This is a genomic window from Streptomyces sp. NPDC020192, assembly GCF_044388685.1.
Taxonomy (GTDB): Bacteria; Actinomycetota; Actinomycetes; order Streptomycetales; family Streptomycetaceae; genus Streptomyces.
Genome location: NZ_JBIRXG010000002.1, coordinates 126,543 through 150,838, shown reverse-complemented (window position 1 = coordinate 150,838; position 24,296 = coordinate 126,543). Strand labels below are relative to the sequence as shown.

Genomic DNA, 24,296 nt, shown 5'->3' with positions numbered 1-24,296 from the left:
CTTCCGGTTCCCCAGTTGCGCAATGTCTTAATCATGTAGCAGAACCTCGACGGGACATCACCAGAGGCCGGCGACCACCCGGCGATCACGTCAACCACCCCTAGGCTTGCGCGAACACGCAACCGACTGGAGGACAACACCGTGGGCATCATCGGCTGGATCATCCTCGGCCTGGCCACCGGAGCCATCGCCAAGCTGCTGCTGCCGGGCCGCGACCCGGGCGGCCTGATCGGCACCACCGTCATCGGCATCGCGGGCGCCTTCATCGGCGGCTGGCTCTCCGCCCGCTTCCTCGACCGCCCGGTGGAGAAGCACTTCTTCGACCTGTACACCTGGGGCGCGGCGATCGGCGGTTCCCTGGTGCTGCTCATCGGTTACCGCATCCTGTTCGGCAACTCCCGCGACTGACCCGAACCGGGACACACCCATCGCTTCGCCCTTCGCTCACGTTCACCGCAGACGCTCGCCGCGGATCCGTGTCTTGGATCCGCGACTAGAATCTACAGCACTGTAGATGTAGCGGCGGCGTACGGCACGGCCACAACCGGCGGCTCTGTACGATGTGACGCTCCTCCGGCACGAGGATTCGAGGCGAGAGGCGCGAGGGAAGGGAGACAGCGGGTGACGGACCCCGATCCGCGCCGTCGGCGCAGGGCGCAGGGCGCGCTGGAGACACAGGTGCTCGCGGCACTGCACGAGGCCGGGGGCCCGGTGACCGCCGGCTGGGTGCAGGACCGTCTGGCCGCCGACCTCGCCTACACGACCGTGATGACGGTCCTGGCCCGGCTGCTGGCGAAGGGTGCCGTGACGCGCCGGCGCGAGGGCCGGTCGTTCGTGTGGCTGCCCGCCGCGGACGAGGCCGGGCTGGCCGCGCTGAAGATGCGCAAGGTCCTCGATCGCGAACAGGACCGGCGCGCGGTGCTGGCCAGTTTCATCACCGCGCTGCCCGAGGGCGACGAACAACTGCTGCGCGAACTGCTGGACCAGGCCACCGACGAGGACTGAGGACGAGACCGGGCGCGCATGGGAATCTTCGTCCTCCTCCCCCTGGTCCTGCCGCTGACGTCCTGGCCGGTCGCCCGCCTGGCCGAGCAGCGCCTCCACCCGCGCACCGCGACCGTACTGCTGACGTGGGTGTCCACGGTCATGGCACTGTGCAGCACGGTGTGCCTGGCGCTGCTGATGGTGGTCGGCACGGCCCAGCTGCCCGGCAACCCCCTGCCGGACGGCTGGTCGGACCCCGAGGTGCGGGAGAGCGTGCCCCGGCACGAGGTCGCGGGCAAGGCCTCGATCCCCGCGCTGCTCGCGGTCGTCGCCGCCTGCGGCCGCGCCCTGTTCGGCCATCACCGGATGCGGCGGCGGGCCCACGCAGCACTCCAGGGGCTGCCGGCCACGCCGGTCGCCGTACTGCCCGACGACCGGCCGTACGCCTACGCGCTGCCGGGCGGGCCGCGCGGTAGCAGTGGCCGCCGGACCAAACGGTGATCCGGCGCGGCGGCGTCCCGGTGCCCGGATGCCGGGCCAGCCACGCGTTCACGGCGGCCACGACGTCGGCCGTGCTCGTGGCCACCACCACGTGATCCGGTGTGGCGATCCACCGCTGGCTGAAGCCCCGGCGGCGCGCCTCGTAACGGTCGTCGCCCGGGCCGACCTCGATCGGCGCAAGCGAGCGGGAGCCAGTGGACGGGGTGGACATGTCGACGCCTCCGCAGGGTTGACCAGCAATGATCACGGTAAGTTACCGAGTGCTGCCGGTCGGCCACTCTACCGTTCGGGTGAGGCGGGTGGGCGCACGGAAGCCTGGGCCGACGGGGGCGGGCGCCGGGGCACGCGGTGGGCCGTGGGGGCGTACGGCGACGAACGCCAGGCCTCCGACCGCGGTGGCGGCCAGGAGGGGCATGCCGTCGGTGCTCGTCGTTCTCCTGCTACCGGATCCAGCCGGGGCCGTCGTCAGTCGACCGGCATCCGGTCGGCCGGCTGGGGGCGGCGTACGACGAGACCGGTCACCTCGCACGTCATCTCGGTCGTCTCCGGAGCGGGGGCGGGGTGGTAACGGCCCGCGGAGACCGAGAGGTTGACGATGAGGTGGGCGTGCCAGTGGTGGCCCACGCCCCGGCCGTCGGCGAAGACCTTGGCGCCGTTCACCGACCAGACGACGGAGCGGGCCCCGAACTCGGTGCGCAGATCGACCCAGGCCCCCGGGCTGACGGCGGCGTCCCGGAAAGAGGCGCCGGCGCGGCGGACGTGGTTGCCGAACTCCAGGAGGTCCGGGTGGTCCGGGTGGTACTCGAAGACGTCGATCTCCTGGTCACCGTCACGCCAGGTCCAGATCGCCGGCCAGGCCCCGACCTCACGGGGCAGCCGTACCCGGGCCTCCAGCACGTCCCCGGACCGGACTGTGAAGGCCTCCTCGCTGCCCTCGGTCGTCAGCAGGCCGGTGTCCCAGTCGCCGTCCGGGCGCCGGGTGGCCTTGAAGACGCCGGAGCGGGAGTAGGAGGGGTCGGACACCAGGTGGTCGAGTTTGTCGTCGCCCGGATTCACCGGGCCGCCGCCGGGATACGCCCAGGAACGGCCCGCGACCCACTGGCGGGCGGAGGTGAAGTCCGCCGTGAACACGATGGCGGGCTCGGACGGGGTGCGCTGGGCCGGGAGTGGGTGCCCCGAAGCCGGTGTCTCCATGACAGAGGTCTCACCGCCCCGGGTCCGGTCATGCGCTCGTACGGCCCGCGCGGCACAGGAACGACCCTTTCGAGTGACATGGTCGTGATGCCGGGGCCGTACGCCCCTGGTGGGCCGGAGGTTTCCGTGGTGTGCTGGTAGTGGCGGGAAGGACCGAGACAGACGCGGAGAAGCGGCCGGGAACCGCGCACCGCGCAATCCGGATCCGCGAGAAGCGGGTTGGCCCTTCCCGCCCTTCCGTGTCCGGGAAACGCCATGTGCCGCGTGAATGCCCGGCAAGGGCTGGGGCTGCGTGGATTCGCGGGAGGACCGAGCGCACCATGTGAGCGCCGGGAAGGGCCGGGCTCCGTGTGGATCCCGGAAACACGGGGTCACGCGTGGATACCGGGATCGGCCACACGCCGCGCGGGACGCGGAAGGCCGAATGCCCCGCGAACACCGGAAAGAGCCCAGCTCCGCACGGATCCCGGAAGCACGGGGCGACCCATGGATACCGGCATCGGCCACACGCCACGCGGGACGCGGAAGGCCGAATGCCCCGCGAATACCGGAAGGGGCCCAGCTCCACGCGGATCCCGAAAGCGCGGGTTGGCACATGGGCGCCGGCATCGGCCACGCACCACGCGGACTCGGGAAGGCCGGGCGCCGCGCGGATACCGGGGAGGGCCGGACGCCGCCTGAATGCCGGAAATACCGGGTGCCGCCGGAATCCGGGAAAGGGCGGGTCCCGCGCGAATGTCAGGAGGATCCGGGAAAAGGGCGGGTCCCGCGTGGATCCCGGGAAGGGCCGGATGCCACGCGAATGCCCGGAGAGGCCGGGCAGCCCGGATCCGGGGAAAGGTCTGACGCCGCCTGAATGCCATGAGGCTCGGATGCGACGCGGATCCCAGGGACAACCGGAGGCCGCACGGATCCCGGTGGACCGGTGTCACCTGGTCAGCCGCGGCCGCCGCTCAGGTTCCCCCAGCTCGGCCCTATCTGCTTCCACTCCTCGTCCCACTCGGCCATGCGCCGCCGGATGAGCCGGGTGCGGATGCCCCAGCCCACGACCCAGACGGCCGCGCCGGCCGACGGGGCGACGAGGGCACCGGTGAGGGCTGCCTGGATGTCCGCCGCGGTGCCGGTGACCGGCGGGGAGACGACGCGCCCCGCGCGGTTCGTCCAGACCGTCACCTGGGAACCGGCGGGGGCGCCGGGGGTGACCTTCGCCCGGTCGGTGTGGACCACGCCGCGGGCGTCCGTCCAGCGCACGGTGGCCCAGACCCGTCCGTCGTCGTAGCCGGTCCCGTTGGTGGGGGTGCGCGCCGCGTCGTCGGTGATCACGGCGTGCTCCGCGTGCACCTGGGCCCGCCGGGCGGAGAACGTCGAGTCGGCGGAATGCGCCGCGGCGAGGCCGGCGACGACCCCGCACAGAACGGCGAGCACCCAGGTCGCAAGGACGATCCAGGCCTCGACGACGTCGCTGTGCCGGCGCAGTGGATTGCGCCGCCACCGCCACAGCCGTACCGGGGTGACTGTCGTGGGAGGTGTCCGGGCCATCGTCACCGCCTCCTCTCCACCGCGCCGGGCGTACGACGGGTGCCACCACTCCATCGTGCACCTCAATCGGGATCGCGGCGGCATGAGTGAGGAAGCCACCCGAACCAGGACCGAAGGGCACTGGCCGGGACCGTGCGAGACGGGCCAGAGTGGAGTCAGGAGCGGCACCGATCCCCCGCGGTGCCGCTCCGCCCGCGCCGCGTCGACCTCGACCGGGTCGAGGCGCTGCGGCTGCTGGGCAGTGTGTCCCTGGACAGGATCGTCTTCACCCGCCGGGCCGTGCCGGCCGTCCACCCGCGGCTGGACCGTGCGCATCCGGCCCCGCCCGGTCACGGGCGTGCCGCTCGGCGACGGGCCGGCGGAAGGCCGTACTCCGGACTACGACGGGGTGAGCGGCAGATCGTCCGTGTAGGCGTTCACCGGCTGGGCGATCGGGTGGGTGTCCGTCACGTCCAGCGCCGCCTGCGCGGTCTTCGTGCCGAGGGCACCCCGGGGATGCCAGGTGCCGGTGACCGCGAGCCAGGTGTCGGCGGGGGGTGCCTCGGTGCCGTACACGCGGACCTTGACGGTCTGTGAGTCGGCGGCGCAGCACGTGAAGATGATGCGGGTCAGGTACCAGCCGTCGCCGTCCCCGGCCGGGGTGACGAAGCCCGTGAGCTGGACGGTACGGCTCCTGATGGCCAGGCTGCGGTCCTGCTGGACGCGCTTGGTGAAGTCCGTGAGGGTCAGCGGCAGGGGGGACGTCGCGGGCAGCGGAGCGAAACCTTTCTGCACAGTGACCGGCTTGGTGTTCGAGCGTGCCGCCGTGTACGCGCCCAGCGCGGGCGGAGCGTAGAAGAGCAGGCTGAGCGCCGGGAGGAACAGCAGCCAGGCGATGCGCGGGGCCCCGGAGTGGACATGACCGTGGTCTTCGTGGTGCGTGTGCCGCCGTCCGTCCCCGATGACCGCCGACGCCAGCCCGAGCAGCAGCAGGACCACGCCGGAGACGATGAGCAGCGGGCGCAGGCCGGCCTTGACGTAGCGCAGGTAGATGTCCGTGAACAGGGCCGTGTGCAGCAGGCCGATGCCGGTGAGGGTCAGCAGCAGGGTCTGTACCGGGCGTCTCACAGCAGCGCGCCTCCGGTCAGGACGCTCGCGGCGACCGCCACGGCGGTGGTGGCCGTGGAGAACCGCCAGGCGAACGCCCGCCCGAAGGTGCCCGCCTGGAGGGCGATCAGCTTCAGGTCGACCATCGGGCCGACCACCATGAAGGCCAGCCGGGCGGTCGGCGAGAACCCGGCGAGCGAGGCGGCGACGAACGCGTCGGCCTCCGAGCAGACCGCCAGCAGCACGGCGAGCCCGGCCAGGAAGAGCACCGACAGCCAGGGCGAGCCGGAGAAGGTGTCGAGGACGGAGCGCGGTACCGCGACGTTGAAGGTGGCGGCGGCCATCGCGCCGAGCACCAGGAAGCCGCCGGCGTGCAGGAAGTCGTGCTGGAAGGCGAGCCGGAACTCGTTCCAGCGGGCGTGGCCGGGCCGGTGGCCGGTGTGCCGGTGCCGTGGCATGGGGCGCAGCCACTTCTCCTTGCCCAGCCAGAGCCACAGCCAGCCCATCACGGCCGCGGTGGCGAGGGAGGCGATCAGCCGGGCGGCGACCATGGCGGGGTTGCCCGGGAAGGCGACGGCGGTGGCGGTCAGCACGACGGGGTTGACGGCCGGGGCGGAGAGCAGGAAGGCGAAGGCGGCGGCCGGGGTCACGCCCCGCCGGATCAGGCTGCCCGCGACGGGGACGGAGGCGCACTCGCAGCCCGGCAGTACCGCGCCCGCGATGCCGGCCACCGGGACGGCAAGGGCGGGCCGCTTCGGCAGGACCTTGGTGAACAGACCGGCCGGCACGAAGGCGTTGATGGCGCCGGACAGCGCGGTGCCGAGGAGCAGGAAGGGGAGCGCCTGGACGGTGATGGCGAGGCAGACGGTGCGCCAGGCCTGGACGGCCGGCTGGTGCAGCCACGGGGTATTGGTGAGGAGGAGTACGGCGACGGCGACGGCCGCGATCGCGAGAGCGGCGCCGTGCAGCCAGGGCCGGATGCGGCGCACGGGCGGATCGACGGGTACGACCGGCACGCCCTCGGCCACACCAACCAGTTCATCCGTTTTTTCCATCATCACTCCGGATGTCGGTGTCCGGCCGACGATAAGCGAGAGCCGCGGCCCGGCCGCGCGTACACGCCGCCGACCGGTCAACCCGGGCGAGGATTGGGCCCCATGGGTGGACGATGCCCGGTCCCAGGGGCCGTCGCGTGGCGTCTCAGCGGTCCGCCGGGCGCCGGGGCCGGACGATGGCCGTGGCGGTGAGCGCGGCGAGCGCGGCCAGGCAGAGCCAGGCGAAGGTGTCCCCGATGCGGTCGTAGACGGTCCGGACGCCGTGCACGGGGACGTCGGCCACCATCGTCTGCCGGCCGGTGGTGAAGTAGTCCGAGGTGGCGAGGACGTGCCCCGTGCTGTCGTAGGCGGTCGAGACGCCCTCCGCGTCCTGGCGGATCAGGGCGTAGCCGTTCTCGACTGCGCGCAGGCCGGCCTTGTCGGTGTGCGCGGCGCCGTACTCCTTCGAGTCGTGCGAGGGGACGAGCATGATGTCGGCCCGGGTGCGCATCAGGGCCGGGAAGTCGGCGTCGTAGCAGATGACGCCTGCGAGGCGGCCGTACGGGGTGCGGACGACGGGGACATGGCCGTCGCCGGGCGTGTACTTCTCCGAGCCGGGGATGGGGTGGGCCTTCTGGTAGGTCCAGAGCACCTTGCCGCTCGGGTCGATGAGGAGTGCCTCGTCCTTGCCGTAGGCGGGCGGGGTGGTGCTGTACACGCGGACGCCGATCTCCAGGTAGACGTGCGAGCGGCGGGCCTCGCGCCGTGCGGCGGCGATGGCGGCGGCCTCGTCGGCCTCCTGGGTCCGGACGGCGTTCTCGGGCCAGATCACGATCTTCGCGCCGGCGGCGGCCTCGCGGCGGGTGGTGGCGAGCAGATCGTCCTCGACGGCCCTCATCGCGGGCCGCACCGCGGCGGCGGGGGCGCCGGCCACTCCCCCGCGGCCGTCGGCGACCCGGGCGAACGTGGCCTTCTGCGTGTCGGTGACGGTGCGGGCCGGGGTGATACCGGCGATCCGTACGGTCGTGCTCTGCGGCGGGAAGAAGGCCAGCCGGGCGCCGCCCGCGAGCAGCACACCGAGCAGGACGGCCGTGCAGGCGAGGGCGCCGCGCCGCCAGGTAGCCCCCTCCCAGAGGCGGTTGACGGTACTCGCGACGTAGGCGATGAGGAAGCCGATGCCCCAGGGGCCGGTGACCGAGACGACCTGGAGGAGCGGGAGGTCTCCGTGCTGGGTGACGGCCAGCGAACCGTACGCCGTGCCGAACGGGGACACCAGGGTGATCAGGAACTCCACGGCGGCCACACCGGCCGGGAAGACCAGCGCCGCCCACGCCGGACGCAGGCGCGTCACGAGGAGTCGGTCGGCGAGGAACGGCAGCGTCTGCAGGGCGGCCAGGGCCAGGGCTCCGGCGAGCACCACGGGGTTGAAGCCGATCGCCGACTCCTGGACCCAGAAGACGGCCGCCGCGAGGTGCGCCGCCCAGATCCACAGCGCTCCGGACCAGGCGCGGCTCAGGCGGCTGAAGCGCAGCAGCAGGACGGGGAAGAGCCAGGCGGCGGCCGCGATGTCCCACCGGCCGCCGACCGCGAAGAGCATCGCCGCGGTGCCGAGCGGCAGCAAGGGCCAGGTGTGTGTGCGGGCCGGCGTCCGCTGCGGGGACCGGCCTGTCGTCGGCGGGGGCTGGTCCGTCGTCGGCTGAGACGGCGGCTGTACGGCTGTGTTCGTCATGTCCCGGACGCTAGGGCGGGCCGCCTCGGCGGCGCCTCGGGCTCGATGCCGATCCTGGGCGCGCCGACGCACCTTTCGATGCGCGCCCTGCGGTGGATCCGCTGCGCTCACCGGGTCGTCTAGCCTGACGACCGAGATGACCATCCAGGTGAACGCCCTGCCCGGAGCCGCCCTGCGCCGGCTCGCCGGCCGACCCCGGCTGACGGATGCCGTGTGGGTCGGCGGACTCACACTGTTCGACATGGCCACGGTGGTGGACCGGACGCCCGGGCCGCCCGGCTGGGGGGTGGCGCTGTGGGGTGCGCAGACCGTGCCGCTGTTGTGGCGGCGGACGGCGCCGCGAGCCGTGCTGCTCGCGATGACCGGGCTGTACGTCCTCTTCCAGGCGCTCGGCCCGGTCCCGACGAAGGTGCCGGGGCCGTTTCTGCTGATGCTCGGCGTCTACGCCCTGGCCCGCCGCAGGCCCGCGTCGGCGAGTGCGCCGCTCACCGTGCTCAGCCTTGTCTCGGCCGCCGTCACGGACGCGCTGACCGGGCACTGGGAGCGGCCGCGGCTCGGCTCGCTGGAGCCGATCAGTGTCACGACGTTCGTGTTCTTCTTCGCCCTGGCCTGGCTGCTGGGGTTCGGGCGGCGCCGGATCGACGCCGACGCGGCCCGGCTGCGTGAGCTGAACCGGCGACTCGCGGCCGAGCGGGAGCTCAACGCGCGCCAGGCCGTGCTCACCGAGCGTGCCCGGATCGCGCGCGATCTGCACGACGTCGTCGCCCATCACGTCAGCGCGATCGCCCTCCAGGCGCGGGCGGCCGAGGACGTGCTCGTCTCCGGTCCGCTCCAGCGGGAGGAGGCCGCGCAGGCCGTCGGCGTCATCGGGCGCACCGCCGACACGGCGCTCACCGAGATGCGCCGGCTGCTCGGGCTGCTCTCCTTCGGCGAACGGGACGGCGAGCGGGGCCTCGCCCCCGAACCGTCGCTCGACCGTCTCGACCAGCTCGTCGGCGTCGCCGCCTCGGCCGGATGCAGGGTCACCTGTGCCGTCGAGGTGGACGAGGTGGACAGACGGTCGGCGCCGCCCGCCGGGATGCAGGTCTCCGCCTACCGGGTCGTCCAGGAGTCGCTGACGAACGTGGTCAAGCACGCCGGTCCGGTCGCCGTACGGATCGCGGTGCACGGTGACGGCACACGGCTGACGATCGAGGTCGACAACGATCCACCGGCCCCGGGCCACCGGCCGGTGCCCGGTACCGGACGGGGGCTCGTCGGGATGCGGGAGCGCGTGGCGGCCTTCGACGGCGAGCTGGACGCCGGGCCGCGTCCGGACGGCGGCTGGCGGCTGTACGCCGTGTTGTCCGCGCGGGTGCCTCATGCTCCCCGGGGGGACCGGTGACCGTACGCGTGCTGGTGGTGGACGACCAGGAGATCGTGCGGACCGCGCTGCGTCTCGTCATCGACCGCCGCGAGGGCCTGTCGGTCGTCGGGGAGGCGGCCGACGGCGAGCAGGCCGTCGCCCAGGCCGTGGCGCTCTGCCCGGACGTGGTGCTGATGGACGTACGGATGCCCGGCACGACCGGCGTCGAGGCGACCCGGCGGATCGTCCGGGACTGGCCGGGTCCGGGGCCGGCGCCACGCGTGCTGGTGCTGACCACGTTCGACCTGGACGAGTACGTGCACGCGGCCCTGCGCGCCGGGGCCGTCGGTTTCCTGCTGAAGAACAGCCGGCCCGAGCAGCTCGCCGAGGCCCTCCGCATGGCGGCCGACGGCGAGACCGTCCTCGCCCCGACGGTCACCCGGCGCCTCGTCGACACCGTCACCGCGCTGCCGGCCGCGCTGCTGCCGACGGCGCCCACGCCCGCTCCGGCACCGCTCGACGGCACGCTCACCGAGCGCGAGATCCAGGTCCTGGTGCTGGTCGCGCGAGGGCTGTCCAATGCCCGCATCGCCGCGGACCTGGGGCTGAGCGAGGCGACCGTGAAGAGCCGGGTCAACCGGATCCTGACCCGGCTGGGCCTGGAGAACCGGGTCCAGGCGGCCCTGTACGCCCACCGGACCGGTCTCGCCTGACATGATCCAAACCAGTCCCCGGTCCCTGTGACACGCCTGTGACAGTCGGCGGACAGGCTCATGAAGTACGGCGCACAAAGTGGAGGAACAAGGGCAAACCACCCTAATCGGACAGATCCCGTCGGAGGACAGCCTCATGAGTGCCACTCTCGCCGCACCGCACTCCGAAGCTCCCGCGCCCGCTTCCGCCCCCGCTCCCCAGCCCACGCTGGCACCGCGCGAGCGGGAGACACTGCGGCACATCGCCGCCGGCCGCACCTACCTCCAGACAGCCCGCCACATGGGACTGTCCACCCACACCGTGGACGCCTACCTGCGCCGCATCCGGGCCAAGTTCAACATCACCAACACGGCCGAGCTGACCCGCGCGGCCATCGCCCTGGGCCTGTGACCGCCATGCTGTGGTGTCACCTCTCCGGGAGTGTCTCGCGGCCGACCTGCTCGCCGAGTCGTCCGGGCATCCCCGGCCGCCTCGGCTGACCCGTGCAGGCCGCCGTGGTCCGGCGGCCCCGGCCGGCCGGCGCCCCGCGTGCGCACGGGGACGCCGACTGGGTCCTGGACGCGCCGCTCGCGCGCGACCACCGGCTGCCGCGGTCGCGTCCGGTGCGCCGAGCGCCGTAGGTTGTCAGCCGACGGTCACGGTGAACGGTCCGGCGAGGACCGAGTAGCCGTCGTCGGCCAGGTAGTACACGTCGTACGTCCCTGTGCCGCCCGTCCTGCTTGTCGAAAACGTCAGCGCGCCGCTGGCGTTCGGGGCGTAGGACCAGGTCAGCGAGGACTGCTTGCCCGGGGTGACGCCCGCCGGGTAGACACCGATCCAGTTCTTGGCGTTCACCTGGCCCGCCGACGGCACCGCGTACCGGAAGGTCATGTTGCCGCCGTTCGCGACCGCGTTCAGGCCGCCGGTGAGGGTCGGTACCGTCGCGGTGGACGGTACGAACGCGTCGTTGAGCGGCGTGGCGTAGGTGTCGTTGGCGGTGAGGCCGGGCAGGCCGAGGGCGGCTTCGATGGTGCGGGCGATGCCGTAGTGGTCGTAGTGGGCCGGGCTGCTGGTGCCGGCCGGGACGCTGCCCTGGGAACCGACGAGCGTGGTGACCACGTGGTCGTAGGCCTCGTTCTGGCTCTCGTCCCAGGTCAGGATGAGCAGCGAGCGCTGCTGCGTCCAGGCGGGGGAGGCCAGGACCGGAGCCAGCGTCTGCTTCAGCCAGCCGTCCTGGGTCTTCAGGCTGGTGGCGTTGCCGTTGCCGGAGGCCTCGCCGTCGTAGTAGTCGTCGGCGGCTATCCAGGAGAAGTTCGGCGTGGCGGCTGCGGACTTCAGGTCGGTGGTCAGCTGCGAGGTGTCGACCAGGTGGGCCGCGCAGCGGGCCGCGTCACCGCTGATGTCGGTGTAGTTGATGAAGGGCGCGTCGTCCGGCTCGTAGTAACTGTCGTTGTTGTTCTTGGTGTTGCAGGGCGTGCCCATGCCCTGCTCGTACGCCTTCCAGGTCTTGCCTGCCGCCTCGATGGTGTCGCCGAGGTTGCGCTCCGGGGAGTTGATGTTCGGGAAGTACGTGGCGCCCTTGGTGTAGGTGTCACCGCCCGCGACGGCGAGGTAGTTCTCGTCGCTCGGGTGGTAGACGGCGTGGTGGTCGGTGAGCGTGGCGCCCTGGGCCATGAGGCTGTGCATGTACGGCGTGTCCGCCGGGTCGTTCATGACCTCGGAGTAGTCGGTGTTCTCCATCATGACCATGAACACGTGGTCGTAGCCCGGAACCTTGGAGACGGGCGGGGCAAGCGGGGCCGGTGCGGTGACCGGGGTGTCCAGGGTGAGGGAGAGGTTGTCGAGGTAGCCGGTCTCGTTGCTCGTCGACAGGAACTGCACCTCGGCCTGGATGGACCGGGTGCCGGTGGGCACGGAGCCGGTGGTGCTGCGCGCGAGGAACTCGGTGGCGAGGCCCCGGTCGGACGCGGAGACGGTCGGCAGCTTGGCGGTGGCGCCGAGGGGGTGTCCGCCGGCGTCGTGGAAGTGCAGGCTCACCGCGACATAGCCGCTGTAGGTGGTCCAGCCGCCGAGCCAGCCGGCCAGGTTGTAGTGCACACCGCCCGCGTCGATGGCCGAGGCGGCGGAGGACACGTCGACGGTCTGGGTCATCGCCCCGTCGCCGAGGTTGCCCGGCCCGAAGAAGGCCTTGCCGGGCGTGTTGCCGTCGCCGGGCAGGCCGAAGGAGGCGACGGAGTGGCACATGACGTCGATGCCGCCGGCCTCGGTGGTCCAGCCGGGCACCGTGGTGGCGGCCGACCAGTCGGAGGTGCAGTAACCGCCGCTCTCCGCATCGCCGTTGACGATGAGATTGCCACTGCTCCCGGCCGCCTGCGCGGGCGCGGGAGCGGAGACGATCAGTGCGCCGAGGAGGGCGAGCAGCCCGACCAGGGATCTCCAGCACGGTCGCATACGTGGTACCTCGTCCCGTTGGTGAGGATGCCGTGCGGAGCGGTGTCCGCACGGCCTGACTGTGCGCAACGAACGGGACATGAGTAGCGGGCGCCGCTGTCGAGCGGAAGAACCAGGACCAAACTTGACCAGACAAGTTCAGGGCGTGCGGCCTCCTCTCACACGCCGGGGAGACCGCGCGCCGTACGGACCGCTACCGGCGCAGCGCCGCCAGGTTGCGGTAGCCGATCGCCGCGTGTCGCAGGGACCGGCCCGGGTCGGTCGCGCTCGGGGCGTTGTCCTGCTCGACCATCGGGTTGTGATGGTTCCGGTGCCCGACGCGGGTGAAGAACGACCGGTAGTCGATGTCTCCGGTGCCGAACGGGACCATGTCGTAGCCCATCCCGTTGCCTGTGTTGACGACCCCGTCCTTGGCGTGGAACAGCGGGCAGCGCTTGTCGTGGCGGGTGACCAGGCCCGCCTGGCCGAGGCCGGTCACCCCGCCGCCGATCACCACCAGGCCGGGGTTGAAGAAGGACACGAGTCCGGCGATGACCTGGCCGACCCGGGTGCCGCCCTCACGGATCAGGTCGAGTGCGGCGCCATCGCCCGCGGCGGCCGCGGCGGCGACGTCGACGGCGGTCAGGGTGCCGTTCGCCGCCAGTCGCGCCGCGAGTTCGGCGGACAGCCCCTGTCCGGCCGCCTGCGTCGCGTCCCGGGCCAGGGCCGCGCCGCTGAAGTGGGCTTCCAGGCAGCCCCGGTTGCCGCAGACGCAGGGGCGGCCGTCGGGCACGGCCTGGATGTGGCCGATGTCGCCGGCGCTGCCCGTCGTACCCCGGTGGACCCGGCCGCCGACGACGATCCCGCAGCCGATACCGGTACCGATCTTGACGCAGAGGAAGTCCGCCGTGGTGCGGGCGACTCCGGCGTGCTGTTCCCCCATCGCCATGAGGTTCACGTCGTTGTCGACCATGACCGGGCAGCCGAGTTCCTGGCTGAGCGCCTCCCGTACGGGGAAGCCGTCCCAGCCGGGCATGATCGGCGGGGCGACCGGCACGCCCCCGGGGAAGTCGACCGGTCCCGGGACGCCGATGCCGGCCCCGTCGAAGCCCTCGGCGAGTCCTGCTGCCTTCAACTTCCCGGCCATGTCCAGGACTTGCTCGAAGACCGCGACCGGTCCCACACGGACGTCCAGCGGCTGGGTGAGATGGCCGAGGATCTCCAGTTCGGCGTTGGTGACGGCGACGTCGACCGAGGTCGCGCCGATGTCGACCCCGAGGAACCTGAGGTCGGGACTGAGCCGGACGTTGTGGGAGCGGCGGCCGCCGCGCGAGGCGGCGAGTCCGTCGGCAACCACCAGGCCCGTCTCCAGCAGCCGGTCCACCTCCACGGCCAGCTTGGACCGGGACAGATCGACCTGGTCGCCCAGCTGGGCACGGGAGTTGGGGCCGCCGTCCCGCAGCAGCTTCAGCAGGCGGGCCTGATGGGCGTTCGCCGGTCGAGCCGTCATGCGTCTCACGTGCCCCTCCCCGCCCGTTTCGGCCACCAGTACCGGGCTTTCGAAGGGACTCCGAGGACAAAGGGCAGGAGGCAGGGGCAGACGGCAGCAGGAGGCAGGTCAGTAACTCGACCCCAGCGTCCGCGTGGTGTAGGCGCACTCCGTGTAGATGTAGCCGGACCGCAGCTTGGCCGTGTCCGAAGCCGGGGTCGTACTGCCACCGTTGGGCTTGTGCACGAAGTAGGTGGTGCCCACCGGCAGGCTGAGGGTGCGCTGCGGGTAGTCCTTGCCGCTGTCGTTGCACGGCTTGAACCCGGTCAGCAGCGTGTCGGCGAGGGTGTACGACGTGCAGCCGCCGCAGGCCTTGAGGGTGAAGCTGCCGGTGACGGGGCCCGTGTAGAGGACGGTGACGTCGTGCGGGCTGTCGTTCTTCACCGTGACGGAGATGCTCCCGCCGGAGGCGGTGGTGGGCAGCTGCTTGCCGGCCTGCGGGAGGGTCTGGGCGACCTCGGCGGCTATGGCGATCTTCTTGGCGCGGGCCACGTTCCCGTCGTTCTTGTTGTCCGCGACGAACTGCTCCATGGTCTTCTGGGCCGCGTCGAAGTCGCCGTTCTTGTACTGGGCGACTCCGCAGGCGTACTCCCCCGCGTCACCGCTCCGCCCGGCGCGTCCGGCGGCCTTGGCCAGGCTGCCGTCCGTGTCGCCGGACGACTTCGACAGCCCGCCGATGCGCGTGTCCAGGTCGCGCAACCGCTCGACGGCGGCGCAGGGTTGGCCGCCCCGGACGTCCTTCTCCGCCTTCGCCACCGCCGAGTCGAGGGCGGGTGCCACCTTGGTCGCCGGCGCGGACTTCGGGAAGGTGGTGAGCAGGTCGCCGAAGCGGGCGTCCCAGTCGGTCCCGCCGGCCGTGAGGCGCTGTGTGCCGCACTCGTAGAGCGAGGTGGCGAGCCGGTCGTCGGGCCAGCGGGCCAGCGATCCGAGCTGCTGCTTCGGCATGGCGTCGGGGACCGTGCGCAGATACTTCAGCGGCTCGACGGCCTCGCAGTACTCCTGGCGGCCGTAGGGCGCGCCGACCGTCGTGTAGTAGGTCCGCAGGCTGTCCGGGACTCGCCCGGCCGCGCGGGAGCCGGAGTGGTTCGTCGCGAGGTCGCGGTAGACGGCCAGGGCCGAACGGTAGCCGGACTCGGCGGTGGTGAACGGCTGCCGGCCGCTCGCCTGGACCAGGCGGTCGGCCCGGTCGAGGCGGTCGAGCAGGGCCTGCTCGACCGCCTCGTGGTGGGCGTCCTGGTACCAGAGGGCGCCGCCCGCCGGTACGGCGAGCAGCGCCACGCCCAGCAGCACGGCGAGGGGCGCTCTGCCCGGCCAGGCGAGCCGGGTGCGGCGTCCGACGATGCCGCCGTGGACGGCCGCGAGCAGCAGGAGTACGGCGTAGCCGGCGAGCGCGGCGCCGGGCACTCCGTCGGCGTCCGCGGGCAGGGCCACCAGCAGCAGCGCGGCCGTCGCCGCCCAGCACACGGCGGCCGGCAGCCGGCGTCGCAGCAGCACGTATCCCAGGCCGAGACCGCTCAGGTTGAGCAGGGCGACCCCGGCGGCCCGCCAGGCGTCCGGCGGCGCGAGCGGCGGACTCGACGGCATCGGCGGTATCGGCGGTATCGGCGGTGTCCCGGGCCATGGCTCCGAGCCGTTCCCGCCGTACGGACCGTATGAACCTGCGGACATGACCGCTCCCCCCATCAGCAGCGCCCCCATGGCTGCGGACCCGCATTTTACGGTCCCTTGAACCGACCCGAAAGGGGCGCGGACACCGGCCGTTCCCTTGAGATGTGAACAGCCGTCCCTACACCACCCTTATTTGCCACCTGCCCCATTTGTCCGTTTATCCTGGGCGGCTCGACGGCCCCGCCGGAATCACTGGTGGAAGGGAGACGACCCCGTCATGCACAGCGCACAGCTGTCCGCCCTCATGTCCCGGATCCGCCGGGCCGGATGGGCCGAGGCGGCGCGGGCCGCCGTGGCGGCCGGGCTGACCTGGCAGGCCTGCGTACTGCTGCTGCATGTCTCCGACCCCTACGCGGGCGCCGTCGCGGCCCTGCTCGTCGTCGAGACGACCGTGGCGGCGACGATCGGCGCCGCCACGCGGTACGCCGCCGGATGCCTGCTCGGCGCCCTCGTCGCGGTGCCCGGCGCGCTGTACGCCGGGCCCGGCATGGCGGGACTGGTGCTCGTCGCCTTCGTCTCCGTGCTGCTGGCCCGGCACGGCTTCCTCGGCCACCACGGCCTGCACGTCCCGATGACCGCCCTGATCACCTTCGTCCTGGTCCGCGGCCGCCACCACAGCGAGCTGATCACCCACCTCGTGGAGATCGTGCTCGGCATCGGCTTCGGCCTGGCGTGCGGCGCGCTGCTCTTCCCCGCCGTACGCGTGCGGTCCGCCGAGCGGGCCCTGGAGGAGCTGCGGCTGCTGGTCGCGCGGCACCTCGACGGCCTGGCCGACGCGGTCGTACGACGGGAGCGGCCACGGAGCGTGCTCGGGCCGGCCTGGGAGGACGACCTCGACACGGCTCTCACCCGGGCCCGCACCGCCGTGGACGAGGCACACGAGAGCCTGCGCTGGAACCTCCGGCCGACCGCCCGGCGCCACCGCTGGCACCTGGACCACCGGGTGCTGCGCACGCTGAGCGGTGTGGCCGGGCAGGTGACCACGACGGGCCGCCTGCTCGACACGGAGTCCGGTGCGCCCGACGACTCGGGCTTCTCCCGGCCGTACGCGCGCCTGCTGCGGACGACGGCCCTGTGCGCCTACTCCTGCCGGGGCGGCCGGCCGCACCCCGCGCTGCCGGCCGCCCGGCACGCCCACGCCCTCGCCCGGCTCGGCGCCCCCGGCTGCGATCCCCCGCCCGGTGCCGCCACGGACCAGCGTCTGCTGCGGCCCCTGGAGTCGGCCCTGACCTGTCTGTCGGAACCGGCGCCCGCCCCGTCCGCACGCTCCCACCGGATCCTCGACCCGCTACGGCCCACCCCGCGACGATGACCTCTCACCCCACCGATCACCTCACCACCCCGCCCATCCCGGTACGCGCGTTCATCGTCTCGGCACCCGTGCTGCTCATGGCGGTCGTCACCGTCACCGATCTGCTCACCCCGGACTGGCTGCACATCACACCGATCCTGGCCGCCGTGCCCGTGCTGGCCGCCGTCCTGCTCCCCCGGTGGGCGACGGCGGTGCTCGCGTCCGCCGTGCTCGTGATCACGGTGCTGCTCCGGTGGGAGGCCGGGAGCTGCGGGCATCCGGACGCGGACGTCACGCTCGGCAGTCTGTTCGTGGTCGGACTCACCTCGCTGGCCGCATGCTCCCTGCGGCAGCGCCGGGAACGGCAGCTGCGACAGGTCCGCTCCGTCGCCGAGACCGCGCAGCGCGCCCTGATGCATCCGCTGCCCCGCCGCGTCGACTCGCTCGCCCTGTCCGGTGTGTACCTGCCGGCCGAGTCGGAGGCGCGGATCGGCGGCGACTTCTACGAGGCGCTGCACACGCCGTACGGCACCCGGATCCTGATCGGTGACGTACGGGGCAAGGGGCTGCCGGCCGTCGGCGCCACCTCGATCTTGCTCAACGCGTTCCGTGAACTCGCCTGTCGGGAGCCGTCGTTGACGAGGGCCGCAGAGCGGCTGGACGCCCGGGCCCGGCGGCACATCGCCGCGCTGGACGGCGCGCCGGACCTCGCGGAGACCGACGGCCGGGGGCAGGACGCCCTGTTCACGGAGCGGTTCGCGACGGCGCTGCTGATGGAGTTCCCGCCGGGCGAGTCCGTGGCCCGCATCGTGCACTGCGGCCATCCCGAGCCGTATCTCGTCCGCGCGGGCGAGGTACGGCCCTGCGAACCCGACCGCCCCGGCGCGCCGCTCGGGCTCGGCGATCTGCTGGACACCCAACTCGCCGTGCAGAACGTGCCGTTCGCGCCCGGCGACCGTCTCGTGCTGTACACCGACGGCTTCATCGAGGCCCGCGACCGCCATGGCCGCTTCCACGACCTGACCGCCCGGGTACGCGCGCACGCGGGCCGGCCGCTGGAGGCGATGGTGGCCGCCCTGCGCCGTGACCTGCTGCACCACGTCCGCGGCGACCTCGGCGACGACGCGGCCCTGGTAGCCCTGGAACGGCTGCCGTGACGGCACTGGTCAGCGGGCCGCCGCCAGGACCAGCGCGCCCACGGCCAGCGCGAGGAACAGACCCGGGAAGGCGATGTTGTGGAACACGCGCGCCCGGACATGGGCGGTCATCGCACCGGCGTAGAACAGCACCAGTCCGGCAGCGGCCACGATCCCCAGGGGGCGTACGCCGAACAGGCCGAGGAGCAGCCCGACCGCTCCGGCCGCCTTCAGCAGTGCCAGCGACGGGAGCCAGGTGCGTGGCACGCCGACCTCGGCCGAGTTGGCGAGCACGAACGGCGCCTTCGCGATGTCGGCGGCCGCGATGCTCCCGTTGGCCAGGACGGCCGCGCAGGTGACGAGCACATAGGCGATATCCATGGCTCCACCCTCACCGGACGGCCGGCATGCCGTCCAATACCAGCGTCTATAACCTGTGGGAATGGATGTCGACACGCGTCTGCTGCGTTCGTTCCGCGCCGTCGCCGAGGAGGGCAGTCTCACCCGTGCCGCCGAGCGCGTGTTCGTGTCCCAGCCGGCGCTGACCAAGCAGATCCGCCAGTTGGAGAACCAGCTCGGCGTACGGCTCTTCGACCGCTCGCGCGCCGGGATGGCACTGACGGATGCGGGCCGTGAACTCGCGTGCCGGGTACCGGAGTTGCTCGCCTCCTGGGACGACGCCCTGCGCGCCACGCAGGCCACCGGCAGGCGTTCGGCGCGGGTGCTGCGCGTGGGGTTCGTGGCGAGCGCGGCCAACGAGGCGACGCAGGAGATCGTCGCCGAGTTCGCCCGGCGGCGCCCCGGCTGGCGGGCCGAACTCCGGCAGGCGGCCTGGACGAACCCGAGCGCGGGCCTGGCCGACGGCGAGGTGGACGCGGCGCTGCTCCGGCTGCCGTTCCCGGGGCAGGAGGCGCTGCGGGTGGAGGTGCTGTTCCGTGAGGCGCGCTGGGTGGCGCTGCCGAGCGGGCATCCGCTCGCGGGGCGCACCGAGATCGCCTTCCGCGAGCTGTGGGACGAGCCGTTCGTCGCCGCGCCGGAGGAGACCGGGGCCTGGCGCGAGCACTGGCTGGCCGCCGGCGAGCGCGAGGGCCGGCCGGTCCGGGTCGGCGCGGTCACCGAGCAGCCCGACGACTGGCTGAGCGCCATCGCGAGCGGCTACGGCATCGCCCTCGCGCCCGAGTCCGCCGCGCGGTTCTACGCCCGCCCCGGCGTGGTCTACCGGCCGGTCACGGGAGTGAGTCCGACGCGGGTGGGCGTGGCCTGGGCCCCGGCCGACGACCGGAATCCGGTCGTACGGGACTTCGTGCGCTGCTGCCTCGACCTCGCGCGCTCCCCGTGACCGGTGCGGGAGGGCAGGGACCTGGGGTCAGTGCTTCTTGCCGTTCTCGCCCAGCTTCTCGACGAAGTCCTGCGCCTTGTCGACGGCCGTGTCGATCCTGTCGCTGTGCTTGCCGTCGGTGCGGTCGTCGATGAAGTCGCCGACCTTCTCCAGCCCGTCGGCGATCTTGTCGCCATGCTCCTCGGCGATGTCCTCGACCTTGTCCTTGAGGTTCTTCAAGGCATCGAACATGTGCGGTTCCTCTCCGTCGGCTGCCTGGGCGGACCTGGACCATGATCCCATGCGGGCGGGGGCGGGGAAGGCGGCGTTCGAAGCATCGGGGACGGCGCGAGCGCGCGAAGCCCGTTGGTACGGCGACCGGACCGCCGCACCAACGGGGACGTGGGCCGGTTCAGCCCGTGGGGGCGACGGCGTGGCCCGTCTGCGGGGAGATCATGCCCGCGCACAGGCCACGGCTCGCCAGTGTCTGGGCGATGCGCGGGATCGCGGCCAGCGTGTTGGCCGGCCACTCGTGCATGAGGATCACCTGGCCGTTGGTCAGCCGGGACACGGCCTGGACGATGGCGTCGGTGCTCGCCCCGTTCCAGTCCTGCGAGTCGACGTCCCAAATGACCTGCGTCAGCCCGTACTTGGCGGCCACCGCCTTGACCGTGGCGTTGGTCTCGCCGTACGGCGGGCGGAACAGCTTCGGCGTGCCACCGCCGGCCGCCGCGATCGCCTGCTGGGTGCGGGAGATCTCGGAGTCGGTCTGCGCCTGGCTCAGCTGGGTCAGATGCGGATGGGTGTAGCTGTGGTTGCCGATCCACATCCCGGCGGCCGCCTCGGCCCGCACCTGGGCGGGATAGGCGGCCGCGTACCGGCCCTCGTTGAACATCGTGGCCCGGAGCCCGTACTGCTTGAGGGCGGCCAGCAGGGCCGGGGTGTGGGCGGTGGACGGGCCGTCGTCGAAGGTGAGTCCGACGTAGCCGGAGCAGCCGGCCGCGTGGGACGGGGCGGCGCCGACGGTGAGCGCGCCGGCGGCGGCCAGCGCGACGGCGGTGGCGGCCGCCGCCGCCGAGCGTGACGAGAGCGGTCGTACGGCCCTCATGACGTCAGCGTGATGTTGGAGTTGCCGCTGCTCTGGTACCCCTCGGTCGCGAGGATCATGTAGTACTTGAAGCTGCCGAGGGTCATCCCGGCGCGGGCCCAGGCGTCGAAGTGGTTGCCGGTGGTGATGGTGCCGCCGGTCCGCTTCGACTGCCGTACGCTCCAGTACTGGTTGAAGGTCCTGGTGCCCTCGACGGACGGGGCGTTGTACCGCGTCGTCAGGTAGATGTCGTACGTACCGCCGTCGCTGGTGACGCTGCCCTTGTACGTGCCCGTGGGCCGGTAGGTGCCCCAGTTGTCCACGATGTAGTACTCGACGAGCGGGTTGGACGTCCAGCCGTAGAGGGACAGGTAGCCGTTGCCGGACGGGTTGAAGCTGCCCGAGTACGTCACGCTCCGGCGTCCGCCGGTGCTCCAGCCCTTGCCGGCGACGAAGTTGCCGGTGTTGCGCCAGTTGGTGCTGTAGTTGCCGCCGTTGCCCAGGGTCATGGAGACCGTGCCCTGTGCATCGGTCCAGAACGAGTAGTAGTAGCCGTTGTTGGTGCCGGTCTGGTTCGTGGTGATGACCGTGGCGGCGCGGGCGGTGCCGGGCAGGGCCAGCCCGGCCGCTGCTCCCAGCAGCAGGGCGCCCGCGCTCCTGCGGCTCAGTACGTGATCGAACGCGTTCATGTCGTGCCTCCTCCTCGTATGGCCTGTGCGGGTGTGGCTTGGTGGGGAGTGTTGGTCTGGGCATGTCATCTGTCAACAGTTTCGGTGATTATTTCGAAACATTCGTCTAGGCGAACAAGTGGCGAGATCTTTGTTTCAGCAGTTCAAATGGCTTGCCAAAGGGGAGACTTCAACAAGATTGCCAGCATCGCAGACAGCAAGATCGTAATTCGATCTCCATACTTCGAATGTTTCGAAGCGCTGTTCGTCGTCCCCTGAGCGGCCCAATGACGGTCCTCCGGAGGGGCGAGCGGCCGTGACGGGTGTGACCGTGGGGGATAGAGATCCGCGGGTACACCGGTGACGAGGAGGCGGCATGACGGACGGAGTCGGGCCCGAGGCCTTCGACCAGGTCGGCGCCGTCGCGGACGCGGTGCTCTACGAGGGCTACCTGCTCTATCCGTACCGCCGGTCCTCGCCGAAGAACCGGGTCCGGTGGCAGTTCGGGGTGCTGCTGCCGCGCGCCTGGGCGGAGCGGGACGGCCCCGTCGAGCCCGGGATCGCCGGTTCCGCGGACTCCTGGTACCAGCGGACCGAGTGCCTGCTGCGGGTGCTGCGGGCCAACGCGGTCGTACGGGTGCGGGTGCGGTACCTGCAGATGCGGGACAAACAGGTCGAGGCGGCCGGCGGTGACGGCCGGCACCGCCCGGTCGCGTCACTGCGGTCGGCCGACGGTGCCGCGCATCTGTCGTTCGAGGAGGCGGTGCCGCGCGAGACCGAACTCGTGCTGCCTTTGCGGGACCTGCTGCGCGGCGGGCGCACCGGCGAGGTCGGCGCGCCCGCCGGCACGGAGTACGAGCCGTTGCCGTCGGACGCCGGGCGGACGGTGCGGCGGTGCCGGGAGGTACGGGCCCGTACGACGGTGGCCGCCGAGCCGCTCGCACCGGACCTGTACCGGCTGCGGGTGCGGACCGAGAACACCGGCGAGCTGCCGGATCCCCGGGCTCCCCGGGGCGAGGCGCTGCGGCAGGCACTGATCGCCACGCACACCCTCGTCGGCGGGGACGGCGTGGAGTTCGTGTCCCTGATCGATCCGCCCGAGGGCCTCGCGGAGCACGCGCGCGGCTGCCGCAACGCGTTCACGTTCCCCGTACTGGGCGGCGCGCCCCGGACGGACGGCACGGGCGCCGTGCTGCTCTCCGCGCCGATCATCCTGCCGGACTTTCCGCAGGTCGCGCCGGAGAGTCCCGGTGATCTGCACGACGCGGCGGAGATCGACGAGATCCTCACGCTGCGCACGATGCTACTGACCGAGGAGGAGAAGGCCGAGGCGCGGGCCACCGACACACGGGCCGCGCAGATCCTCGACCGGGTGGAGACGCTGCCCCAGGAGGTCCTCGCCGGGCTGCACGGCGCGATCCGTTCCCTGGCTCCCGCGCAAATCCCGGCAAGCCCCACACGGCCCACCGCAACCCCCACGCACCCCCCAGCAACCACCGCACCGACCCCAGCGGCCCGCGCTCACCCCCCGGCTTCCGGGCGGCCCGCGTGGTGGCAGGAGGGCGGGGAAGAGGGGCTGTCCCCGACCACCGACTCCGTGCTCGTGGGCGGGGTGCCCGTCGGTTCCGGCAGCCGGGTGCGGCTGTGCCCGCGCGGCCGGGGTACGGACGCCCAGGACATGTTCCTGGCGGGGCGGACCGCGCAGGTCGCAGCGGTCCTTCACGACGTGGACGGCAGCGTGCACCTGGCCGTCACGGTCGACGGCGATCCCGCCGCCGACCTGCACGGCTGGTACGGCCGTTTCCACTACTTCCGGCCCGCCGAACTCGAACCGCTCGCACCCGCGGACGGCCCGGACCCGGCGGCCCGTCAACCACTCGGGGACCGGCTGCAACGGAGGGCGCAGACATGACGACACAGCACGGTGCCACCGAGGTGCGCGACGAGCCCGGCGGGGCCGAGGCGCGGGACGGGTTCGACGAGATCCACATCCTCTGGATCTCGGAGGGCATGAGCTGCGACGGCGACACCGTCTCACTGACCGCTGCGGACCAGCCGTCGCTGGAGGACGTGGTGCTCGGTCTCATCCCGGGCCTGCCGAAGGTCCATCTCGTCAACAAGGTGCTCTCGCCCAGCCTGGGCGGCGAGGACTTCCTCGCCCCGTACCGGGCGGCGGCACGCGGCGAGCTGACCCCGTTCGTCCTCGTGATCGAGGGCTCGGTCCCGAACCAGAACGTCATCAAGGGCGACGGCTACTGGACGTCGTTCGGCAACGACCCGGACACGGGCGAGCCGCAGACGCTCAACTGGTGGATCGACCAACTGGCGCCCAGGGCCTGGGCGGTGGTGGCCGCCGGGACCTGTGCGGCGTACGGCGGCATCCACGCGATGGCGGGCAACCCGACCGGCTGCATGGGCCTCGCGGATTACCTGGGCTGGGACTACCGGTCGCAGGGCGGGCTGCCCGTCGTCAACGTGCCCGGGTGTCCCATCCAGCCGGAGAACTTCATGGAGACCCTGATCTGGGTGCTCCAGCACGCGGCCGGTGCCGCTCCCCCGCCGCCGCTGGACCACATGCTGCGTCCGCAGTGGCTGTTCGGCAAGACCGTGCACGAGGGGTGCGACCGGGCCGCGTACTACGAGCAGGCCGACTTCGGCTTGGACTACAACTCCCCCAAGTGCCTGGTGAAGACGGGGTGTTGGGGACCGGTCGTCAACTGCAACGTCCCCAAGCGGGGCTGGATGGCCGGGATCGGCGGCTGCCCCAACGTCGGTGGCATCTGCATCGGCTGCACGATGCCCGGCTTCCCCGACACCTTCATGCCGTTCATGGACGAGCCGCCCGGCAGCACCCTGTCGTCGCTCGTCATCAAGCCGTACGGCGCCGTCATCCGCCGGCTGCGCGGGCTGACCAACGACATGGTGAACCACGAGCCGCGGTGGCGGCACAACAAGCGCAAGCTGACCAGCGGTTACGACCCGCACTGGCGTGCCTGACACCGTCCGTCCCGCATCCCCGACCCGCCCGCACCACCACCCGAACA

At 72.3% G+C, this 24,296-nt stretch carries 20 protein-coding genes and 4 pseudogenes; 12 read left to right on the top strand and 12 right to left on the bottom strand.

Annotation, left to right across the window (positions count from 1 at the left end; translation table 11 throughout):
- Nucleotides 1-141 precede the first annotated feature (141 nt).
- From ACH47Z_RS05120 to ACH47Z_RS05110, 3 genes and pseudogenes are all read left to right on the top strand, one after another.
- The gene (locus ACH47Z_RS05120) at nucleotides 142-408 is read left to right on the top strand and encodes a GlsB/YeaQ/YmgE family stress response membrane protein (RefSeq protein WP_399070632.1); all 267 of its coding nucleotides are present in this window, start codon (nucleotides 142-144) and stop codon (nucleotides 406-408) included.
- Nucleotides 409-621: 213 nt separating this feature from the next.
- On the top strand, nucleotides 622-1,005 hold the full coding sequence (locus ACH47Z_RS05115) for a BlaI/MecI/CopY family transcriptional regulator (RefSeq protein WP_399070629.1): 384 nt from the start codon (nucleotides 622-624) through the stop codon (nucleotides 1,003-1,005).
- 18 nt (nucleotides 1,006-1,023) lie between these two features.
- A pseudogene (locus ACH47Z_RS05110) lies at nucleotides 1,024-1,455 on the top strand (M56 family peptidase); the annotation flags it as partial.
- A 495-nt stretch (nucleotides 1,456-1,950) separates the two neighbouring features.
- Here the strand turns inward: ACH47Z_RS05110 and ACH47Z_RS05105 are convergent.
- On the bottom strand, nucleotides 1,951-2,679 hold the full coding sequence (locus ACH47Z_RS05105) for a beta-glucanase (protein WP_399070627.1): 729 nt from the start codon (nucleotides 2,677-2,679) through the stop codon (nucleotides 1,951-1,953).
- Nucleotides 2,680-3,615: 936 nt separating this feature from the next.
- A complete protein-coding gene (locus ACH47Z_RS05100) occupies nucleotides 3,616-4,272 on the bottom strand; it encodes a hypothetical protein (protein ID WP_399070626.1) in 657 nt (218 codons plus the stop codon).
- A gap of 78 nt (nucleotides 4,273-4,350) precedes the next feature.
- Here ACH47Z_RS05100 and ACH47Z_RS05095 point away from each other — a divergent pair.
- Nucleotides 4,351-4,515 (top strand): annotated as a pseudogene (locus ACH47Z_RS05095) (pyridoxamine 5'-phosphate oxidase family protein); the annotation flags it as partial.
- An 81-nt stretch (nucleotides 4,516-4,596) separates the two neighbouring features.
- Here the strand turns inward: ACH47Z_RS05095 and ACH47Z_RS05090 are convergent.
- From ACH47Z_RS05090 to ACH47Z_RS05080, 3 genes are all read right to left on the bottom strand, one after another.
- On the bottom strand, nucleotides 4,597-5,325 hold the full coding sequence (locus ACH47Z_RS05090; protein ID WP_399070625.1) for a TIGR03943 family putative permease subunit: 729 nt from the start codon (nucleotides 5,323-5,325) through the stop codon (nucleotides 4,597-4,599).
- Nucleotides 5,322-6,359: a permease gene (locus ACH47Z_RS05085; RefSeq protein ID WP_399071367.1), complete on the bottom strand. Its 1,038-nt coding sequence runs from the start codon at nucleotides 6,357-6,359 to the stop codon at nucleotides 5,322-5,324. The genes ACH47Z_RS05090 and ACH47Z_RS05085 overlap by 4 nt, the downstream gene beginning before the upstream one ends.
- Before the next feature lie 145 nt (nucleotides 6,360-6,504).
- On the bottom strand, nucleotides 6,505-8,067 hold the full coding sequence (locus tag ACH47Z_RS05080) for a nitrilase-related carbon-nitrogen hydrolase (protein ID WP_399070623.1): 1,563 nt from the start codon (nucleotides 8,065-8,067) through the stop codon (nucleotides 6,505-6,507).
- 136 nt (nucleotides 8,068-8,203) lie between these two features.
- Here ACH47Z_RS05080 and ACH47Z_RS05075 point away from each other — a divergent pair, with 136 nt between their 5' ends.
- The 3 genes from ACH47Z_RS05075 to ACH47Z_RS05065 all read left to right on the top strand — a co-directional run bounded on the left by ACH47Z_RS05075 (nucleotide 8,204) and on the right by ACH47Z_RS05065 (nucleotide 10,516).
- Nucleotides 8,204-9,451, top strand: coding sequence for a sensor histidine kinase (locus tag ACH47Z_RS05075; RefSeq protein WP_399070621.1), 1,248 nt, complete (start codon nucleotides 8,204-8,206; stop codon nucleotides 9,449-9,451).
- Nucleotides 9,448-10,125 carry a response regulator gene (locus ACH47Z_RS05070; protein ID WP_399070619.1) on the top strand — a complete coding sequence of 226 codons (678 nt, stop codon included), beginning with the start codon at nucleotides 9,448-9,450 and terminating at the stop codon, nucleotides 10,123-10,125. Before ACH47Z_RS05075 ends, ACH47Z_RS05070 begins: the two co-directional genes overlap by 4 nt.
- 136 nt (nucleotides 10,126-10,261) lie before the next feature.
- Entirely contained in the window at nucleotides 10,262-10,516 is a 255-nt protein-coding gene (locus tag ACH47Z_RS05065) for a response regulator transcription factor (protein ID WP_399070617.1), read from the top strand.
- Between the two features lie 234 nt (nucleotides 10,517-10,750).
- Here the strand turns inward: ACH47Z_RS05065 and ACH47Z_RS05060 are convergent, their stop codons facing one another.
- From ACH47Z_RS05060 to ACH47Z_RS05050, 3 genes and pseudogenes are all read right to left on the bottom strand, one after another.
- The gene (locus ACH47Z_RS05060; protein ID WP_399070615.1) at nucleotides 10,751-12,556 is read right to left on the bottom strand and encodes an alkaline phosphatase family protein; all 1,806 of its coding nucleotides are present in this window, start codon (nucleotides 12,554-12,556) and stop codon (nucleotides 10,751-10,753) included.
- Nucleotides 12,557-13,019: 463 nt separating this feature from the next.
- Nucleotides 13,020-14,045: pseudogene (locus ACH47Z_RS05055) on the bottom strand (ROK family protein); the annotation flags it as partial.
- Between the two features lie 108 nt (nucleotides 14,046-14,153).
- Nucleotides 14,154-15,668, bottom strand: a complete 1,515-nt coding sequence (locus ACH47Z_RS05050) for a hypothetical protein (protein ID WP_399070613.1) — start codon at nucleotides 15,666-15,668, stop codon at nucleotides 14,154-14,156.
- A 301-nt stretch (nucleotides 15,669-15,969) separates the two neighbouring features.
- Between ACH47Z_RS05050 and ACH47Z_RS05045 the strand changes: the two genes are divergently transcribed.
- Both ACH47Z_RS05045 and ACH47Z_RS05040 read left to right on the top strand, forming a co-directional pair.
- Nucleotides 15,970-17,064 (top strand): aromatic acid exporter family protein, encoded by a 1,095-nt coding sequence (locus tag ACH47Z_RS05045; RefSeq protein WP_399070611.1) that lies wholly within the window; start codon nucleotides 15,970-15,972, stop codon nucleotides 17,062-17,064.
- Nucleotides 17,061-18,200: a PP2C family protein-serine/threonine phosphatase gene (locus ACH47Z_RS05040; RefSeq protein ID WP_399070609.1), complete on the top strand. Its 1,140-nt coding sequence runs from the start codon at nucleotides 17,061-17,063 to the stop codon at nucleotides 18,198-18,200. The genes ACH47Z_RS05045 and ACH47Z_RS05040 overlap by 4 nt, the downstream gene beginning before the upstream one ends.
- Nucleotides 18,201-18,209: 9 nt before the next feature.
- Here ACH47Z_RS05040 and ACH47Z_RS05035 read toward each other — a convergent pair whose 3' ends face one another.
- Nucleotides 18,210-18,560 carry a DoxX family protein gene (locus tag ACH47Z_RS05035; protein ID WP_399070607.1) on the bottom strand — a complete coding sequence of 117 codons (351 nt, stop codon included), beginning with the start codon at nucleotides 18,558-18,560 and terminating at the stop codon, nucleotides 18,210-18,212.
- 61 nt (nucleotides 18,561-18,621) lie between these two features.
- Between ACH47Z_RS05035 and ACH47Z_RS05030 the strand changes: the two genes are divergently transcribed.
- Entirely contained in the window at nucleotides 18,622-19,518 is an 897-nt protein-coding gene (locus ACH47Z_RS05030; RefSeq protein WP_399070605.1) for a LysR family transcriptional regulator, read from the top strand.
- Between the two features lie 27 nt (nucleotides 19,519-19,545).
- On the opposite strand, the gene ACH47Z_RS05025 is transcribed toward ACH47Z_RS05030, so the two are convergent.
- The 3 genes and pseudogenes from ACH47Z_RS05025 to ACH47Z_RS05015 form a co-directional block, all read right to left on the bottom strand.
- Complete coding sequence (locus ACH47Z_RS05025; protein ID WP_399070603.1) at nucleotides 19,546-19,749, bottom strand: antitoxin; 204 nt, start codon at nucleotides 19,747-19,749, stop codon at nucleotides 19,546-19,548.
- A 163-nt stretch (nucleotides 19,750-19,912) separates the two neighbouring features.
- A pseudogene (locus ACH47Z_RS05020) lies at nucleotides 19,913-20,605 on the bottom strand (polysaccharide deacetylase family protein); the annotation flags it as partial.
- Entirely contained in the window at nucleotides 20,602-21,273 is a 672-nt protein-coding gene (locus ACH47Z_RS05015; RefSeq protein ID WP_399070601.1) for a glycoside hydrolase family 11 protein, read from the bottom strand. The gene ACH47Z_RS05015 and the pseudogene ACH47Z_RS05020, both read right to left, overlap by 4 nt.
- Nucleotides 21,274-21,628: 355 nt before the next feature.
- Here ACH47Z_RS05015 and ACH47Z_RS05010 point away from each other — a divergent pair, with 355 nt between their 5' ends.
- Nucleotides 21,629-23,164 carry a hypothetical protein gene (locus ACH47Z_RS05010; RefSeq protein WP_399070599.1) on the top strand — a complete coding sequence of 512 codons (1,536 nt, stop codon included), beginning with the start codon at nucleotides 21,629-21,631 and terminating at the stop codon, nucleotides 23,162-23,164.
- Complete coding sequence (locus ACH47Z_RS05005) at nucleotides 23,161-24,249, top strand: hydrogenase expression protein HypE (RefSeq protein WP_399070597.1); 1,089 nt, start codon at nucleotides 23,161-23,163, stop codon at nucleotides 24,247-24,249. Before ACH47Z_RS05010 ends, ACH47Z_RS05005 begins: the two co-directional genes overlap by 4 nt.
- Nucleotides 24,250-24,296: the final 47 nt, after the last annotated feature.

What these genes read in the sequence shown, in the direction of transcription:
- ACH47Z_RS05035 (WP_399070607.1), bottom strand. Translation starts at nt 18,560, where the DNA reads ATGGATATCGCCTATGTGCTCGTCACCTGCGCGGCCGTCCTGGCCAAC.
- ACH47Z_RS05030 (WP_399070605.1), top strand. Translation starts at nt 18,622, where the DNA reads ATGGATGTCGACACGCGTCTGCTGCGTTCGTTCCGCGCCGTCGCCGAG.
- ACH47Z_RS05025 (WP_399070603.1), bottom strand. Translation starts at nt 19,749, where the DNA reads ATGTTCGATGCCTTGAAGAACCTCAAGGACAAGGTCGAGGACATCGCC.
- ACH47Z_RS05005 (WP_399070597.1), top strand. Translation starts at nt 23,161, where the DNA reads ATGACGACACAGCACGGTGCCACCGAGGTGCGCGACGAGCCCGGCGGG.
- ACH47Z_RS05065 (WP_399070617.1), top strand. Translation starts at nt 10,262, where the DNA reads ATGAGTGCCACTCTCGCCGCACCGCACTCCGAAGCTCCCGCGCCCGCT.
- ACH47Z_RS05060 (WP_399070615.1), bottom strand. Translation starts at nt 12,556, where the DNA reads ATGCGACCGTGCTGGAGATCCCTGGTCGGGCTGCTCGCCCTCCTCGGC.
- ACH47Z_RS05010 (WP_399070599.1), top strand. Translation starts at nt 21,629, where the DNA reads ATGACGGACGGAGTCGGGCCCGAGGCCTTCGACCAGGTCGGCGCCGTC.
- ACH47Z_RS05080 (WP_399070623.1), bottom strand. Translation starts at nt 8,067, where the DNA reads ATGACGAACACAGCCGTACAGCCGCCGTCTCAGCCGACGACGGACCAG.
- ACH47Z_RS05105 (WP_399070627.1), bottom strand. Translation starts at nt 2,679, where the DNA reads ATGGAGACACCGGCTTCGGGGCACCCACTCCCGGCCCAGCGCACCCCG.
- ACH47Z_RS05075 (WP_399070621.1), top strand. Translation starts at nt 8,204, where the DNA reads ATGACCATCCAGGTGAACGCCCTGCCCGGAGCCGCCCTGCGCCGGCTC.
- ACH47Z_RS05085 (WP_399071367.1), bottom strand. Translation starts at nt 6,359, where the DNA reads ATGGAAAAAACGGATGAACTGGTTGGTGTGGCCGAGGGCGTGCCGGTC.
- ACH47Z_RS05040 (WP_399070609.1), top strand. Translation starts at nt 17,061, where the DNA reads ATGACCTCTCACCCCACCGATCACCTCACCACCCCGCCCATCCCGGTA.
- ACH47Z_RS05015 (WP_399070601.1), bottom strand. Translation starts at nt 21,273, where the DNA reads ATGAACGCGTTCGATCACGTACTGAGCCGCAGGAGCGCGGGCGCCCTG.
- ACH47Z_RS05100 (WP_399070626.1), bottom strand. Translation starts at nt 4,272, where the DNA reads ATGGAGTGGTGGCACCCGTCGTACGCCCGGCGCGGTGGAGAGGAGGCG.
- ACH47Z_RS05050 (WP_399070613.1), bottom strand. Translation starts at nt 15,668, where the DNA reads ATGCCGTCGAGTCCGCCGCTCGCGCCGCCGGACGCCTGGCGGGCCGCC.
- ACH47Z_RS05045 (WP_399070611.1), top strand. Translation starts at nt 15,970, where the DNA reads ATGCACAGCGCACAGCTGTCCGCCCTCATGTCCCGGATCCGCCGGGCC.